Annotated in this window: 14 protein-coding genes; 9 read left to right on the forward strand and 5 right to left on the reverse strand. The window is 70.4% G+C overall.

The annotated features are described in order from the left end of the window. The first annotated feature begins 20 nt into the window (after positions 1 to 20). Genes ACWD3I_RS26640 through ACWD3I_RS26655 form a run of 4 tightly spaced genes read left to right on the forward strand, consistent with a single transcriptional unit; the run spans position 21 to position 6453 of the window. Positions 21 to 842, forward strand: coding sequence for a glycosyltransferase family 2 protein (locus tag ACWD3I_RS26640; RefSeq protein WP_365406513.1), 822 nt, complete (start codon positions 21 to 23; stop codon positions 840 to 842). Then, positions 839 to 1828 (forward strand): glycosyltransferase, encoded by a 990-nt coding sequence (locus ACWD3I_RS26645; protein ID WP_365406516.1) that lies wholly within the window; start codon positions 839 to 841, stop codon positions 1826 to 1828. The genes ACWD3I_RS26640 and ACWD3I_RS26645 overlap by 4 nt, the downstream gene beginning before the upstream one ends. After that, entirely contained in the window at positions 1821 to 2621 is an 801-nt protein-coding gene (locus ACWD3I_RS26650; protein WP_365406519.1) for a polysaccharide deacetylase family protein, read from the forward strand. The genes ACWD3I_RS26645 and ACWD3I_RS26650 overlap by 8 nt, the downstream gene beginning before the upstream one ends. Continuing rightward, the gene (locus ACWD3I_RS26655; protein WP_451084192.1) at positions 2614 to 6453 is read left to right on the forward strand and encodes a lipopolysaccharide biosynthesis protein; all 3840 of its coding nucleotides are present in this window, start codon (positions 2614 to 2616) and stop codon (positions 6451 to 6453) included. Before ACWD3I_RS26650 ends, ACWD3I_RS26655 begins: the two co-directional genes overlap by 8 nt. Positions 6454 to 6515: 62 nt before the next feature. Here the strand turns inward: ACWD3I_RS26655 and ACWD3I_RS26660 are convergent, their stop codons facing one another. Continuing rightward, positions 6516 to 7937, reverse strand: coding sequence for a GH39 family glycosyl hydrolase (locus ACWD3I_RS26660; protein WP_365413687.1), 1422 nt, complete (start codon positions 7935 to 7937; stop codon positions 6516 to 6518). A gap of 158 nt (positions 7938 to 8095) precedes the next feature. Here ACWD3I_RS26660 and ACWD3I_RS26665 point away from each other — a divergent pair, with 158 nt between their 5' ends. After that, a complete protein-coding gene (locus ACWD3I_RS26665; RefSeq protein ID WP_365413689.1) occupies positions 8096 to 9190 on the forward strand; it encodes a DUF5925 domain-containing protein in 1095 nt (364 codons plus the stop codon). Between the two features lie 107 nt (positions 9191 to 9297). Here the strand turns inward: ACWD3I_RS26665 and ACWD3I_RS26670 are convergent, their stop codons facing one another. Further along, complete coding sequence (locus tag ACWD3I_RS26670; protein ID WP_365413691.1) at positions 9298 to 9666, reverse strand: GntR family transcriptional regulator; 369 nt, start codon at positions 9664 to 9666, stop codon at positions 9298 to 9300. A 72-nt stretch (positions 9667 to 9738) separates the two neighbouring features. On the opposite strand from ACWD3I_RS26670, the gene ACWD3I_RS26675 reads away from it, so the two are divergent. Continuing rightward, on the forward strand, positions 9739 to 10668 hold the full coding sequence (locus tag ACWD3I_RS26675; protein ID WP_365413693.1) for a GNAT family N-acetyltransferase: 930 nt from the start codon (positions 9739 to 9741) through the stop codon (positions 10666 to 10668). Further along, positions 10649 to 11152 carry a DUF402 domain-containing protein gene (locus ACWD3I_RS26680; RefSeq protein WP_365413695.1) on the forward strand — a complete coding sequence of 168 codons (504 nt, stop codon included), beginning with the start codon at positions 10649 to 10651 and terminating at the stop codon, positions 11150 to 11152. Before ACWD3I_RS26675 ends, ACWD3I_RS26680 begins: the two co-directional genes overlap by 20 nt. On the opposite strand, the gene ACWD3I_RS26685 is transcribed toward ACWD3I_RS26680, so the two are convergent. Further along, positions 11149 to 11763, reverse strand: a complete 615-nt coding sequence (locus ACWD3I_RS26685) for a class I SAM-dependent methyltransferase (RefSeq protein WP_365413697.1) — start codon at positions 11761 to 11763, stop codon at positions 11149 to 11151. The two genes, ACWD3I_RS26680 and ACWD3I_RS26685, sit on opposite strands and share 4 nt — an antisense overlap. A 173-nt stretch (positions 11764 to 11936) precedes the next feature. Here ACWD3I_RS26685 and ACWD3I_RS26690 point away from each other — a divergent pair, with 173 nt between their 5' ends. Continuing rightward, positions 11937 to 12071 (forward strand): hypothetical protein, encoded by a 135-nt coding sequence (locus ACWD3I_RS26690; RefSeq protein WP_365413699.1) that lies wholly within the window; start codon positions 11937 to 11939, stop codon positions 12069 to 12071. A 29-nt stretch (positions 12072 to 12100) separates the two neighbouring features. Here ACWD3I_RS26690 and ACWD3I_RS26695 read toward each other — a convergent pair whose 3' ends face one another. Continuing rightward, positions 12101 to 12550: a GNAT family N-acetyltransferase gene (locus ACWD3I_RS26695; protein ID WP_365413701.1), complete on the reverse strand. Its 450-nt coding sequence runs from the start codon at positions 12548 to 12550 to the stop codon at positions 12101 to 12103. A 159-nt stretch (positions 12551 to 12709) separates the two neighbouring features. Here ACWD3I_RS26695 and ACWD3I_RS26700 point away from each other — a divergent pair, with 159 nt between their 5' ends. Next, positions 12710 to 13708, forward strand: coding sequence for a lytic polysaccharide monooxygenase (locus ACWD3I_RS26700; protein ID WP_365413703.1), 999 nt, complete (start codon positions 12710 to 12712; stop codon positions 13706 to 13708). A gap of 58 nt (positions 13709 to 13766) precedes the next feature. On the opposite strand, the gene ACWD3I_RS26705 is transcribed toward ACWD3I_RS26700, so the two are convergent. Continuing rightward, positions 13767 to 14627, reverse strand: coding sequence for an esterase/lipase family protein (locus ACWD3I_RS26705; protein ID WP_365399419.1), 861 nt, complete (start codon positions 14625 to 14627; stop codon positions 13767 to 13769). Positions 14628 to 14798: the final 171 nt, after the last annotated feature.

A 14798-nucleotide genomic window follows, 5' to 3' on the forward strand; every position in this document is an offset into this window, starting at 1 on the left:
GACGAGAGGGAACCAGACTCATGAGCTCTGTTCTGCGCTCGGCGACCACGGGCCAGGATCTGTCCACGGCCGCGAAGTACCGGCCTGTCTCCACTCACCTGGCGATAGCGCCACCGGTGAGTGTCGTGATTCCCGCCATGAACGAGGCGGAGAATCTTCCGTACGTCTTCAAGACCCTGCCCGACTGGATCCACGAAGTGGTCCTGGTGGACGGGAACTCCACCGACGACACCGTCGAAGTGGCCCGTGGGCTGTGGCCCGAGGTCAAGGTCGTCAAGCAGCGCGGCAAGGGCAAGGGCGACGCGCTGATCACCGGGTTCGAGGCGTGCACCGGCGACATCATCGTGATGGTCGACGCGGACGGCTCGGCCGACGGCAACGAGATCCTCAGCTATGTCTCCGCCCTGCTCTCGGGCGCGGACTTCGCGAAGGGGTCCCGCTTCGCCAACGGCGGCGGCACGGACGACATGACCTTCATCCGCAAGCTCGGCAACTGGGCGCTGTGCACGATCGTCAACCGCAAGTTCGGCGCCCGCTACACGGATCTCTGCTACGGATACAACGCGTTCTGGCGGCACTGCCTCGGCAAGATCGACCTCGACTGCACGGGCTTCGAGATCGAGACCCTGATCAACATCCGGGTGGTCAAGGCGGGCCTGAAGGTCCAGGAGATACCCAGCCACGAGTACCTGCGCATCCACGGCACGAGCAATCTGCGTGCCGTGCGCGACGGGTTCCGGGTGCTCAAGGTGATCCTCGGCGAGCGCTCCAACCGGCGTGAGCTGCGCCGCCAGGCCCATCACTCCCCGATGCTCGACTCGGTCCGGGGAGAGGTGTCTTGAGCGATCCCGACATCTCCGTCGTGATCTGCGTCTACACCGAGGACCGCTGGGAGGACATCCTCGCGGCGGTCTCCTCGGTCGCGGCGCAGTCGTTTCCGGCACGGGAGACGCTGCTGGTCGTCGACCACAACGCGGCGCTCCTGGACCGGCTGGCCAAGGAGTACAAGGAAGCCGACACGGTGCGGGTGCTCGCCAACGCGGGTCCCCGCGGCCTGTCCGCGGGCCGCAACACCGGGATCGCCGCCTCGCGCGGCGAGGTGATCGCCTTCCTCGACGACGACGCCGTCGCCGAACGCGACTGGCTGCGCCACTTCGCCGCGGGGTACGCCGATCCGCGGGTGATGGCCGTGGGCGGTCGTACGGTGCCGATCTGGGCGTCGGGGTGCCGTCCTGCCTGGTTCCCCGAGGAGTTCGACTGGGTGGTGGGCTGCACGTACAGGGGTCTGCCGCCGGGTCTGGTCCGGGTCCGCAACGTACTCGGCGGCAACGCCTCGTTCCGCCGTACGGCGTTCGACGCGGCCGGCGGTTTCGCCACCGGTATCGGACGGGACGGCGACAAGCGGCCGCTGGGCTGCGAGGAGACCGAACTGTGCATCCGGCTCACCCGGGCCAGACCGGACGCGGTCCTGCTGATCGACGACCGGGCGGTGATCCACCACCGGGTGCCCGAGGCGCGTGAGCACTTCGGGTACTTCCGCACGCGTTCCTACGCCGAGGGACTGTCGAAGGCGCTGGTGGCGCGCAGTGTCGGCGCGGACAAGGGGCTCGAGTCCGAACGCCGGTACACCACCCGGGTGCTGCCCGCCGGGGTGGTGCGCGGGCTGCGCGACGCGGCGCTGGCCCGGCCGGGCGGCGCGGGCCGCGCGGGCGCGATCGTCGCGGGGGTGCTGACGGCCGCCGGTGGGTACGTGGTGGGCAGCGTCCGGGCCCGCAGGGGCGGCGCCACGTTCCAGGTGGCGCGGATCGAGGGGGACGCGCATGGGTGACGCACGTGTGCCGATTCTCATGTACCACGCGATCGCGGCCGACCCGAACGAGGCGACCCGCGAACTGTCCGTGTCCCCCGAGGCGTTCGCCCGGCAGATGGAGATCGTCGGCGACCTGGGGCACACCCCGATCACCACCGCGCAGCTGGCGGCGAGCTGGCGCTCGGGCCGTCCGCTGCCCGAGCGGCCCGTCCTGGTCACCTTCGACGACGGCTACGAGGGTGTGCACCGGCACGCCCTGCCCGTGCTCGCCAAGCACGGCTTCGCGGCCACGCTGTTCGTGTCCACGGGGTGGCTGCGCGGCCCGCACGACAACGGCCACGCCCTGGACACCATGCTGGACTGGCCGCAGGTCCGCGAACTCGCCGCGGAGGGCGTCGAGATCGGCGGGCACAGCCACACCCACCCGCAGCTCGACCAGCTCGACGACGACGCGCTGCGCCGTGAGCTGATCCTCTGCAAGGAGATCGTGACGGATCAACTCGGCACCGTCCCGGCCTCGTTCGCCTACCCGTACGGCTACTCCAGCCGCCGGGTGCGCGAGAAGGTCCGCGAGACGGGGTACGCCCAGGCCCTCGCCGTCGGCAACGGGCTCGCCCGCCGCCACCAGGGGCCGTACGCGCTGCTGCGGGTCACCGTGCGCCGCGGCACGGACGCCGAGGAGTTCCGTCGGCTGATCGAAGGCCGGGCCATCGCCCGGAACTTCGCCCGGGACCGCGCGTTCACCAAGGGGTACGCCATGGTCCGCAGAGCACGACAGGTCCGCCGGAAGGCCATCCGTTCCCGTGTCTGACACGACAACCACCCCTGAGGCCACCGAGCCCGCGACAAAGGCGCCCGAGCAGCCGGGGCGCCGCCTCCGGCTGCCCGGGCTCGGCCGGTCGCCGGGCGGCAGCCAGCTGTTCCGCAACGCCTACGCCCTGATGCTGAACACGGGGATCTCCGCCGTGCTCGGCCTCGGCTTCTGGCTGGCCGCGGCCCGCTACTACTCCGAGTCCGCGGTGGGCCAGGGCTCCGCCGCGATCGCCGCGATGAAGCTCCTCGCGGGGCTGACCGCGGTGACCCTGACCGGCGCCCTGGCCCGCTTCATCCCGGTCGCGGGCCGGGCCACCGGACGGCTCATCTTCCGTACCTACGCGGGCAGTTCGGTGGTCGTGGCGCTGGCCGCGGGCGCTTTCCTGCTCACGCTGGGCCTGTGGGGGCCGTCGTACGGATTCCTCAACGACCCCTCGCACGCCCTGTTCTTCGTGCTCGCGGTGGTCGCCTGGTCGGTGCTGACCCTTCAGGACGGGGTGCTGACCGGGCTGCGCAGCGCGTTGTGGGTGCCGGTCGGCAACACCGTGTTCTCCGCGGTGAAGCTGGTGCTGCTGGTCGCCTTCGCCACCGCGATCCCCACCATGGGTGTGTTCGTGTCGTGGGTCGCGGCCATCGCGGTGTCGGTGCTGCCGCTGGGCTGGCTGGTGTTCCGGCGGCTGGTGACCCGGCATGTGAAGGCGACCGAGAACCACGCGCGACCGCCGTCGGTGAAGGAGATCGGGCGCTTCCTCGCGGGCGACTACACCGGCTCCCTGTTCTCGCTAGCCGTGGTCTACCTCGTCCCGGTGATCGTCGCCGCGCAGGTCAGTTCCGAGGACAACGCGTACTTCTACATCACCACCACGATCGGCGGCACGGTCAACCTGCTCGCCATCAACATGGGCGCCTCCCTCACGGTCGAGGGCTCCCACGACCCGGGCCGGCTCGCCTCCAACACCCGCGCGGCGCTCAGGCGCATGGCCCGGATCATGCTGCCGGTGTGCGCGGTCCTGTTCTTCGGCGCGCCCTGGATCCTCGGTGTCTTCGGCTCGGGCTACGCCGACGCGGCGACCCCGCTGCTGCGCTGGTTCGCGATCGGCGCGGTGCTGCGGGTCGTCATGGAGACGTACTTCGCGGTGCTGCGCGCCCAGAGCCGTACCGCCGGACTGGCCTGGCTCCAGGGCCTGTTGTGCGCCCTGGTGCTCGGACTGACCCTGGTGCTGCTCCCCCGTATGGGGCTGACCGGCGCCGGTGTCGCGGAGATCTCCTCACTCGCGGTGATCGTGGCGATCGCCGCGCCCAAGCTGTACAAGATCCTCAAGGCCTCGCCGGCGGGGACCGTCCCCGAGGACGCGGCGCCCGACGGGGACCTCGCCGACCTGGGGGCGCGCGAGGCCACCGTCCCGCTGGGCGTCCGCAGGCGCGGGCCCGCCTGGGCGCTCGACCAGGACACGCTCGGCCTCGGCATCCACGTCGACTTCGACCACCTGGAACGCCGGCCCGACGTCCGGCCGGGTCCGGGCACACCGCCCACGGGTACGCCCGTGGTGCGTCCCCGGCCGCCTGCCGAGCCGCACCGGCCGACCTGGGCGAAGCTGCCCGAGGTGGGGCTGCCGGTGGAGGCGCGGGAACCGGGGTCCGAGGCGTCACTGGGACCGGTCCAGACGTCGTCCGGGGTGTCTTCCGAGACGTCGTCCGAGGTGGAGGTGGACGCACCGTTCGAGACCGCCCGTCCGGTCGTACGGGAGGAGCCACCCGTACGGGAAGAGGTGCCGGTGTCCGAGGAGCCGCCGCTCCTGTCGTGGCGCGAGCGCCTTCAGCCCAGCCGGGTCGGAGTCGTGCTCGGCTGCCTGCTGACCGCCGCGCTGCTGCTGTACTGGGTGCCCGCGCTGCGCCTCGGCGAGACGGACCTCGACGAGATGGGCGGGCTCGGTCTGATCTCCGTGCTGCCGCTGCCCACGCTGGTCGGCGCCGCGCTGCTGGCCGTGGCCTTCGCCTCGCTGCTGTGGCTGGCCCGTGAGCACAAGGCACTGTTGCTGATCACGCTGCTGGCGACGGTCGTGTCGCTGCACGCGCTGCCCGCGGTGATCGAGACGGAACCCCGGTTCGCGACCGCCTGGCAGCATCTGGGCTTCCTCGACTACATCGACCGGACCGGCTCCGCCGTGCCCGACCTGGACGCGCGCTGGAGCTGGCCGGGCTTCTTCGCGGCGGCCGCGTTCGTCGCCGAGGCCTGCGGGGTCACGGACTTCACCGAGGTGATCCGCTGGTGGCCGCTGGCCATCCAACTCCTCTACCTGGCCCCGATGTTCCTGCTGGTCCGCTCGATGCGGGCGAGCTGGCGGGCCAAGTGGACCGGCCTGTGGGTGTTCGTGCTCAGCGGCTGGGTCGGCCAGGACTACTTCTCCCCGCAGGGCTTCACGTATCTCCTCTATCTGGTGTTCGCGGCGCTCCTGCTGGTCTACTTCCGCGCCCCGCGCGTGATCTGGACGAAGAAGCGGCCCGGCGAGGCGGAGGTCGAGCCGACGAACCGGCGCCAGCGGGCTGTGCTGCTGATGGTCGTCATAGGGCTGTTCGCGGCGAGCGTCCCGGCCCACCAGCTCACCCCGTTCGTGATGCTGGGCCTGCTGGCGGCCCTCGTGATGATCGGCAAGTCCGAACTGCGCGGCCTGCCCATCCTGTTCGCCGTCATGGTGGCCGTGTGGGTGGGTTTCATGGCCGAGCCGTACTGGTCCGGGCACTTCGACGAACTGTTCGGCGGGGTCGGCGGCGTCGGCGGCAATGTGCAGTCGTCGGTGGGCGGCCGGATCGAGGGCGGCAGTTCGACGCACAAGCTCGTCCTCTACACACGCGTGCTGCTGGCCGGTGGTGTGATGGCGTTCGCCTGCTGGGGCTGGTGGCGCCGGCGCGACCACCACTACCGGGAGCGCTCGCTGCTCGTCCTGACCTTCGTGCCGTTCCTGGGCTTCGGCATGCAGTCCTACGGCGGTGAGATGGCGCTGCGGGTCTTCATGTTCGCGCTGCCCGGCGCCGCCCTGCTGATGGGGCTCGCCCTGTTCCCGCGCACCGGGATCACGGCGAAGGAACGCGACAAGGACCGGGTGAGCCTGGCCCCGCTGGCCGCCCTCATGGCGGGTCTGCTCCTCATGGGCGGCTTCCTGATCGCCCGTTGGGGCAACGAGCCGTTCGAGCGGATCCGGCCCGGCGAGGTCGCCGCCATGGAGTACGTGTACGCCCACGACGATCCGACGGTACGGCTGCTGTGGCTGAGCAACGACACGGTCGACAACGTGACGCCGGCGATGCCGTGGGGTGCCCGGGACATGGAGAGGGTCGAGTATGTGCCGACGCTGGCGCCGACCGACCCGGTGCTGGTGTCGAGCCTGGTCAAGGCACTCAGTGACGCGGGACCGAACTCGTATCTGATGATCAACCGCAGTCAGGTGACGTATCTGGAGCTGGACGTCGGCTACTCGAAGACGTGGGAGCCACGGCTGATCCGGAACCTGGACAAGCGGGCGGAGCTGAAGAAGGTCTTCGTCAACGCGGACGTGACCATGTACGCGCTGGCCAAGCAGCCCGCGGGCAAGGCGCCGAAGGCGGATCCGGGTCCGATCGGGCCGCAGGTGACGTGGACGCCCTGGTCGGTGGTCGGGGGCCTCGCGGCGCTGGCGCTGATCGTGCTGCTGACGGCACGCGAGGTGGTCCGGGTCGCGGTCCGGCCGAGCGTGCGGCAGTTGCGGTGGCTGCAGAGCAGCTTCTGGTTCTCGCTGCCGCTGCTGGCGGTGCTGCTGGCCTCGCTGGTGCAGCGGTTCGTGACGATGAAGTGAGGGCGGTTGCGGTGACGGTGGTCGAGTGGCTCAGTGAGTGAGCCACTCGACCTCTGCGTGGCTCAGCGGCTGAGCCACTTGACCTCGTAGGCCGCCATGTCGAACGTCTTCCCGTCCACCTTCGCGCTGATCTGCCGGTCGAGGGTGTTGACCACCAGGACCGTGTCGTCGGTCGCGAGGATCCGCACATTGGGCACGTCGTCCGCGGCCACGGACACGGTCTTGTACGACGTGCCCGGCGGGAACTCCTTGCTGAACCGGCTGACGAGATCGAACATCGGCAGCTTCTGGCCGCCGTCCTTGCCGCTGGTCGGCGTCCAGAGACAGCCCGCGCAGTCCGTGCCCTTCTCGTTCTCCGGGTTCCAGTAGAAGGCGGAGGTGGTGCCGCCCTTGGCCAGCGCGATCATCCCCGCCGCCTGCACGGCGACGCGACGGTTCTCCGACCAGCCCTCACGCTCGTCCCTGCTGTCGGAGGGTTCGACGTAGTACTCGGCCCACCACAGCGGCAGATCGCCGGTCTGCTCGCGCACCCACTTGCTGACCGCGGTGAACTTGTCGGTCGCCGCGAACTCGTCCGGCAGCAGCTCGTCGTCGTTGGTGTAGCTGGAGCCGTCCACGACCACGAAGTCGGCGCCGGCCTTGTTCTTGTTCCAGTAGTCGAAGGCGTCGAGGATCCGCTGGTCCATGGCGCCCCACGGGCCCTTGAAGGTCTTCGAGGCGTCCGCGGAGCGCGGGTCGAGACTATCCATCACGAGATACGGCCCGCCGACCATGATCTGCGGGTTGACCTTCTTCAACGCCTTGTAGACCAGGTTGTAGAGCTGGGTGTAGCCCTCGTAGTCCCAGCGGGCCTCGGCGTCGTTCCAGAAGCCCTTGAACTCGTTCCAGACGACGAAGTGCCGGACGTCCGGGTAGCGCTTGGCGACCGTGGCGGCGAGCGCGGCGTAGTCCTTGAAGTGCGCGGGCTCGGGCGCGGTCTCCAGCGAGGCCTGGCTCCAGTCGGTGTTGCCGACGCCGGACTCGCCGCCCTTCATCCAGTCCGGGGCGCAGCACAGCGTGACGACCGGGGTGGAGCCGGCGGCCCGGATGAAATCGATCCGGCGGTCCATGTCCTCGAAGTCGTAACGCCCCTTGACCGGCTCGGGGTTGTCGGCGCCCCAGCCCATGATGTGCTGGTTCTGCGGCAGCCCGCCGAGGTCCGTGAGCCGCCCCTCGACCCGCTCGATCGCGGTGGCGGCGCCCTCGTCGGCGCTGAACTGGGTGTGGGTGAAGCCCCACCCCACCTCAGGGGTCTCCGCGTCCGGCGTGCTGGTAGGAGTGCCGTGCGCCTTGCTGCCGTTGCGTGTGGTGCCGTCGGTGCTCGCGCCGTTCCCGGGAAGCGTGTTGAGGAGGGTCACGACCAGGGCCAGCGCCGCCGCACCCACTCCGAGCAGTGCGGTGAGCCGCCACCGCCGTGCCCCCGAATTCCACCCATGACGTCCCATCAAGGGCAACAGTAATCGGGGGGCCACAGCTACGGCAGAGCTTTGAGATGCACAGCTCTGTAACAGGACGGAGGCCCCGCAAACGGTCGCACCCGACACACCGGACGCAACGCGGAAACCGGATGCATGCGACGCCCCCGTGCCGGATCATGGCGGGCATGTCTGCCAACCCGCACGACGCACTGCCGATCCGGCTCAACGTCGACGACAGCGACTCGCCGTCCGACGTCGTCGACGCGCTGTTCCTCGGCCGCTTCGCGACGGGCGAGCAGCCGTACTCGCACGCGGCGAACATCGACCGTGTACGGTCCGGAGCGACCTTGCTCCCGGACAACGCCCGGGTGCTGCGCATCGCCCGCGACGACGACCGCAGCGCGACCCTGGCGGAGGGCGACGGGTGGACCCTGCTGGTCTCCCGCTGGAACCGCGGCGCGGACGTCACCGTCACGGCGACCAGCGCCGAGCTCGCGCAGAAGGTCCTCGACCAGGCCACCGAGGGCGCGTCGGACGAGCCCGAGCCCCAGCCCGAGAACGTGAACATGGGCTTCTGGTACTACTCGCCGCGCCGCGGCCCGCACCGCACGACCCGGCAGATCGCGGCCGGCACCTGGGACGAGGTGCGGGAGAACTACACGGCGCCGGTGGCGGAGGCGATGCACAGCCTGATGGGCACGACCCCGGAGGGCATCGCGGGCCGGCTGCTCCTGCTGCACGGTCCGCCGGGCACCGGCAAGACGTCGGCGCTGCGGACCCTGGCCCGGTCCTGGCGGGACTGGTGCCAGGTGGACTGCGTACTGGACCCCGAGCGGCTCTTCACCGACGTCGGCTATCTGATGGACATCGCGATCGGCGAGGACGACTCGACGGGCAAGGGCCGCTGGCGGCTGCTGCTCCTGGAGGACTGCGACGAACTGATCCGTGGCGAGGCCAAGCACACGGCGGGCCAGGCCCTGTCACGGCTGCTGAACCTGACCGACGGCCTGCTGGGCCAGGGCCGCAACGTCCTGGTCGGTGTCACCACCAACGAGGACCTGGAGCGGCTGCACCCTGCCGTCGTCCGCCCCGGCCGCTGTCTGGCCCGCATCGAGGTGGGCCCGCTGACCCGCCGCGAGGCGGTCGACTGGCTGGGCACGGAGGAGGGCGTGGGCCGCGAGGGGGCGACGCTGGCGGAGCTGTACGCGCTGCGCCGCGGCACGTCACCGACGACATTGCCGGAGCCAAGGGAGGGCGCAGACGCAGGGCTGTACCTATAGTCGCCGGTTCGCTGGAGCGCCCCATAGGGGCGCGGGGCTGTGTCAATCTGCGGCTCCGCCGCGCGGGCGCGACCAGCCCCAACGGCGCAGCAGACGAAACCGAACACTCACCCCTCGTAAGCCGCCCGCAGGGCATCCCGCACAGCCGCCAGCGCATCGGCCTCGGTCTGCCCCAACCTCCGGGCCCGCTCCACGTACACCTGCGCGGCCGACGCCAACTCCCGCTCGGCGGCCGAGCCGGCGGCAGCCACGAGCGTCCCGTTGCGCCCCCGTGTCTCGATCACGCCGTCGCTCTCCAGCGCCCGGTACGCCTTGGCGACCGTGTTCGGGGCGAGCCCCAGCGACTCGGCCAGTCCGCGTACTGTCGGCAGCCGGTACCCGACCGGCAGCACCCCCGATCGCGCCTGTTCGGAGATCTGCGCCCGCACCTGCTCGTACGGCGGTGCGCTGTCGTCGATGTGGATCTTCAAGGTCACGGGGTCGATTGTCCCGCACCCACCGGAAAATGAGAGGCAGCGGGACACATCCGCCCCGTAGCGTCCGACCACATGACTGTGATCGTGCGCGACCTGCGCCCCGACGTACGGGCCGACCTGGAGGGCTTCGTCCACGTCCGTGACCGCGCCCTCCCCTTCATGCTGTACACCTCGGACTCCGTCGCCTACGACATCGCCCACATGCACCCCGAGGCCCATTACCGCCCCCTCGTCGCCGAGGAGGACGGCAAGGTGATCGGCACGGCCCAGGTCGGCCTCGTGCACGACAGTCCGGAGCCCGGCCAGGGCTACGTCAACGTGTACGTCCACCCGGAGCGGACACGGCACGGTGCCGGCGCGCTGCTGGTCCGCGCCGCCGAGGAGCATCTGGCGGCCCACGGAGCGACGAAGCTGTTCGCCTGGGTCCTGGACGAGCCGGGCAACCGCGCCTTCGCCGAGCGGCACGGCTATCGCGCGAGCCGCTCCGCGCACTTCCTCCGCCTGGACCTGGCGAACGGCACACTGCCCCCGCTCCAGGACCCGCCGCCGGGCGTCGAGCTGCGCACCGGCGCCGACTTCGCGGACGATCCGCGCCCGCTGTTCGAGCTGGACTCGGAGACGCTGGCGGACGAACCGAGCGATGTCGACCACGAGTTCACGGACTACGAGGCGTGGCTCCGGGAGACCTGGCACCAGCCGCTGATGAGCCCCGAGCTGACCTCGGTCGCCGTGGTCGACGGCCGCCCCGCCGCCTTCAGCCTGGCCCGCACCGACGGCGGCACCCGCTACGGCACCGCCATGACCGGCACGGCCCGCGCCCACCGCGGCAAGGGCCTGGCCAAGCTCGCCAAGAACGACTCCCTGCACCGCGCCCGCGCCGCGGGGTTCACCCAGGCGTTCACCGGCAACGACGCCGGGAACGGCCCGATGATCGCCATCAACACATGGTTCGGATACGAGATCCGCGCCACGGAGGTTCGGTATGTCCGCGAACTCGGCTGAGACGACGGAGCAGTTGGACGTGGTGCTGGTCAAGGCAGGCCGCACGAAGATCCGTTACCCGGCCGAGCTGGTCGGCGACGACGGCAACCACATCACGGTCCGTGCCGCCTGGGCGGGCGAGGGCGTCCGTGACTTCGGCTTCGTCCGCTTCGAGCCCGGGGACGTCTTCACGGAGCACTACTGGCGGGACCGCTGGTACGCGGTGAAGGAGGTCCGCGCCGGCGACGGCACGCTCAAGGGCTGGTACTGCGATGTCACCCGCCCGGCCGCGCGCTCCGGCGCCGAACTCGTCGTGGAGGATCTCGACCTGGACCTGTGGCGCTCCGCCGACGGGACGGACGTACTGCGCCTGGACGAGGACGAGTTCGCCGAGAGCGGTCTGGCGGAGCGGGATCCCGAGGCGGCGGGGTCCGCCATGACGGCTCTGGACGAGCTGGAGGTGCTCGCCTCCGTCGACGGCGGTCTGGAGTCGCTGCTGGCCTAGACGGCCGCCACCACCGCGTACCGCTCGTCCGCCACGGCCCTGCCCCACAACAGGGGATCGCCGGACAGCCGCTCGACCCGCACTTGTGCGGCGACGGACTCCAGGAGGGCGGTCAGCCGCTCGGCCGGTATCCCGACCGGGCTGACCGCACCCCAGACGCCCTCGATCAGCACCAGCCGGCCGCCCGGCCGCAGCAGCTCGCGCCAGTGGCGCAGGGCGCGGCCGGGGTCCGGGAGCGCCCACAGCACATGCCGTACGAGAACGACGTCGAAGCGCTGCTCCCCCACCGGCGGTGTCGCAGCGTCACCGACCAGGAACGCCGCGTCGCGTCCGGCGAGCTTGGCGCGGGCGAGGTCCACCATCGCCGGGGAGCCGTCCACACCGGTGACGCGGTGTCCCTGCTCGGCCGCGAGGAGCGACAGGCTGCCGGTGCCGCAGCCCAGGTCGAGGATGTCGCAGGCGCGGCCGGGCAGCCAGGAGCGCAGCCGATCGGCCCAGGCGGCGCGCACCTCGGGGTCCCGCAGGCCGTGGTCCGGCTCGTCGTCGAAAGAAGCGGCTTCCGCGTCCCAATCCATGCCCTCGTCGGCGTCGAATTCCCTGTGATTCGCCATGGTCCACAGCGTGCCACCCGGCACTGACAATCAGACGGCGGTGGAACACCACTCGAAAGCCAGTCGAAATCGTGATGGTCACCACTGACAGATTCGCTCCGATGAGTAACTCTCCCCAAAAGGGTCTACCTCCGCGAGAACGCGGAACACGGTAGGCACTGAAGGAGGCAGCCATGCGCCGCGTAACCGTGCAGAAGCCCCTGAAGAAGTCGGACAGCCGTCGGATCCGCGAGGAGGCCGACGAGAGCTCCACCGGACGCCCCGAGGTGCGAAAGGACATCGCGCGCACCTGGTGGCCGGACGGCTGACGCCGACATGACCCGGCGCATGAGACGCCTCAGTCCAGTCGCTTGCGGTAGTGGACGCGGTCGTACGGCCCGTCCACTCGCCGTTCCACGACCTCGTATCCGTACCTCGGATAGATCTTCTGGTTCTCCCACATCATCGCGTTGGTGCAGAGCCTGACCTCGGCCAGTCCCCGCGCACGCGCGTGTGCGTCCACGAACCGCAGCAGCCGTCCGCCGACGCCCTTGCCGTGGGCGTCGGGGTGGACGGCGATGTTGTCGAGGTACAGATGATCCGCGTACTCCTCGACGACCACCAACCCGACCACGGGTTCCCCTGTCACGAACACCCGCCCCGCGGCCACGTTCGCCGCGTGATCCGCCTCCATGGGCTGCGGAACCACCCCGATGCGCTCGATGTAGTGGCGATACGCCGCATCGGTCACGCTCTTCACGGCCACCACGTCGGCGGCGACGGCCTGCCGGATCTCCTCGTCGGTCATGCCGCGACGGTACCTACCTGATCGCAGTCTGAGCACTCCCTTAACGGCACCATAAGGATCTCCGTCAGCCGCTCTCAGCAGGCGATTCCGCGGTTTCTTGGGGCTAGCTTGCTGATCGCCCCCACGCGATCCCCAAGAACCGCTGCGAGGAGTCTCCCCATGCCTGCACGCCGTAAGGTCGCCGTCGTCGCCACCCTCGGCCTGACCCCGCTCGCCCTCACCGCGCTGGCCACCGCGCCCGCGTCGGCGCACGGCACGATGGGTGACCCGGTCAGCCGGGTCGCGCAGTGCTACGCGGAGGGTCCCGAGAGCCCGAAGTCCGCCGCGTGCAAGGCGGCGGTCGCGGCCGGCGGCACGCAGGCGCTCTACGACTGGAACGGCATCCGCATCGGCGACGCGAACGGACAGCACCAGTCGCTGATCCCGGACGGCAAGCTGTGCAGCGCGAACAGCGAGGAGTTCAAGGGCCTCGACCTGGCCCGCGCGGACTGGCCGGCGACGAGCGTGAGCAGTGGCTCGTACACCTTCAAGTACCGCGTCACCGCCCCGCACAAGGGCACCTTCAAGGTGTACCTCACCAAGGAGGGCTACGACCCGAAGCAGCCGCTGGCCTGGGACGACCTGGACCTGGACAACCCGGTGGCGACGGCCACCGACCCGACCGCGACGGACGGCTACTACACGTTCTCCGGCACCCTCCCGAAGCGCTCCGGCGCACAGCTGCTGTACGGGATCTGGCAGCGCTCGGACAGCCCGGAGGCCTTCTACTCCTGCTCGGACGTGACGTTCGGCGGCAGTGGCGGCTCTTCCGGGGCCGGCTCGGAGAGCAGCGCGTCCCCGGCCCCGAGCGCCTCCGCCCCTTCCGAGGAGCAGATCGAGGAGGGCGAGGACGAGTCGACGGTCGAGCACCACGGCCACGGCGACCAGGACGCCGACACCTCGGCGGAGCCGACCGCGACGGTGCCGGAGACGACCGCCGCCGTGCCCGCGAACGAGGTGAAGGCGGCCGGTGCCACGGAGGACCTCGCCGAGACCGGTGGTGACAGCAGCACGGCGTATGTCGCCATGGGCGGCGCGGCCGTTCTCTCGGTGGGTGCGGCGATCCTCTTCGGGTCGGTCCGCCGGCGCGCGATGAGCGGTGGTCGGCACGGCCGCTGAGACCACCACGGGGGCGGGGGCTGTCCGGCGGCTCAGGCCGGACAGCCCCCGGTCATGCCTATCCGAGGACCGACGCACAGGTGGTCGGGGTGGCGTGCGCGGGGTCGAGGGCGTTGGTGACCTCGTGGAAGGCGATCAGGTCGAACAGTCCGATCGCCGCGTGTTCGGAGAGGTCGAGCGGGCACAGGTCCTGGATCACCACGTTGTTGACGCCGGATCCGCTGAGGAACTGGCTCCGGTACGGCGTGACGACCTCGTCGTACTTGGTGGCGAGGACCGTGTACTTCACACCGGGGACGGTGTCGCCGCCCTCGTTGAGCTTGGTGAGGAAGGGCGAGCCGGCGACCTGGTCGGCGAGGGCCGGGGTGCTCTGCGAGAGCAGGTCGCCGGCTCCGGGGAAGTAGTCCAGCAACTGGGTGAGGCCGCCCAGCGTGGTGCCGTGGTTGCTGGGCGCGATGCCGACGAGGGCGTCCACCTTCGCGGCTCCGCCGAGGAACTTGAGGTAGTAGCGGGGCATCATGCCGCCCTGCGAGTGGCCGACGAGGTCGGTCTCGGTGGCGCCGGTCGAGCCGAGCACCTTGTCGACGAAGGCGGACAGCTGCTCGGCCGACTTGTCGATGGGGCCGAGTCCGTAGAAGACGGGGACGCCGGACAGTTGGCCGTAGTCGAAGGAGTAGACGCAGTACCCGCGGTTCTTCAGGTACGGCGCGAGGGCCAGCCAGTTGTCGACGGAGTTGGCGAAGGTGCCGTGCACGAGGACGACGGGGTGGGGATGGGCGGCGGACGGCTTGCAGGAGAAGTCGTTCCAGCCTCGGCTGGGAGCGTCGGCGGCATGGGCGCTGGCGGCGGGGACGAGGGCGACCGATGCGGTCAGCAGCAGCGCGGTCAGGGGTCTGAGCAGTCGTTTCCAGGGCAGCATCGGGTGATCTCCTTGCGGCTCAAGGGAGTTGCGATGGCCTTACGCCCTGTGATCCGGATCACGAGGATGCTGTTCACTCGTCAAGTTACGAACGGGTAGTGCACTTGTGAAGTTACGCGTCAGTAAAAACTTCCAGTGCTAACCGGAGGCGAGCGCGACTCAAGTGCGTTC

The organism is Streptomyces sp. NPDC002817, from assembly GCF_053592055.1.

Coding starts and splice junctions, on each gene's coding strand:
- ACWD3I_RS26695 (WP_365413701.1), bottom strand. CDS start 12,550: ATGACCGACGAGGAGATCCGGCAGGCCGTCGCCGCCGACGTGGTGGCC.
- ACWD3I_RS26640 (WP_365406513.1), top strand. CDS start 21: ATGAGCTCTGTTCTGCGCTCGGCGACCACGGGCCAGGATCTGTCCACG.
- ACWD3I_RS26700 (WP_365413703.1), top strand. CDS start 12,710: ATGCCTGCACGCCGTAAGGTCGCCGTCGTCGCCACCCTCGGCCTGACC.
- ACWD3I_RS26680 (WP_365413695.1), top strand. CDS start 10,649: ATGTCCGCGAACTCGGCTGAGACGACGGAGCAGTTGGACGTGGTGCTG.
- ACWD3I_RS26675 (WP_365413693.1), top strand. CDS start 9,739: ATGACTGTGATCGTGCGCGACCTGCGCCCCGACGTACGGGCCGACCTG.
- ACWD3I_RS26650 (WP_365406519.1), top strand. CDS start 1,821: ATGGGTGACGCACGTGTGCCGATTCTCATGTACCACGCGATCGCGGCC.
- ACWD3I_RS26685 (WP_365413697.1), bottom strand. CDS start 11,763: ATGGCGAATCACAGGGAATTCGACGCCGACGAGGGCATGGATTGGGAC.
- ACWD3I_RS26665 (WP_365413689.1), top strand. CDS start 8,096: ATGTCTGCCAACCCGCACGACGCACTGCCGATCCGGCTCAACGTCGAC.
- ACWD3I_RS26660 (WP_365413687.1), bottom strand. CDS start 7,937: ATGGGACGTCATGGGTGGAATTCGGGGGCACGGCGGTGGCGGCTCACC.
- ACWD3I_RS26705 (WP_365399419.1), bottom strand. CDS start 14,627: ATGCTGCCCTGGAAACGACTGCTCAGACCCCTGACCGCGCTGCTGCTG.
- ACWD3I_RS26690 (WP_365413699.1), top strand. CDS start 11,937: ATGCGCCGCGTAACCGTGCAGAAGCCCCTGAAGAAGTCGGACAGCCGT.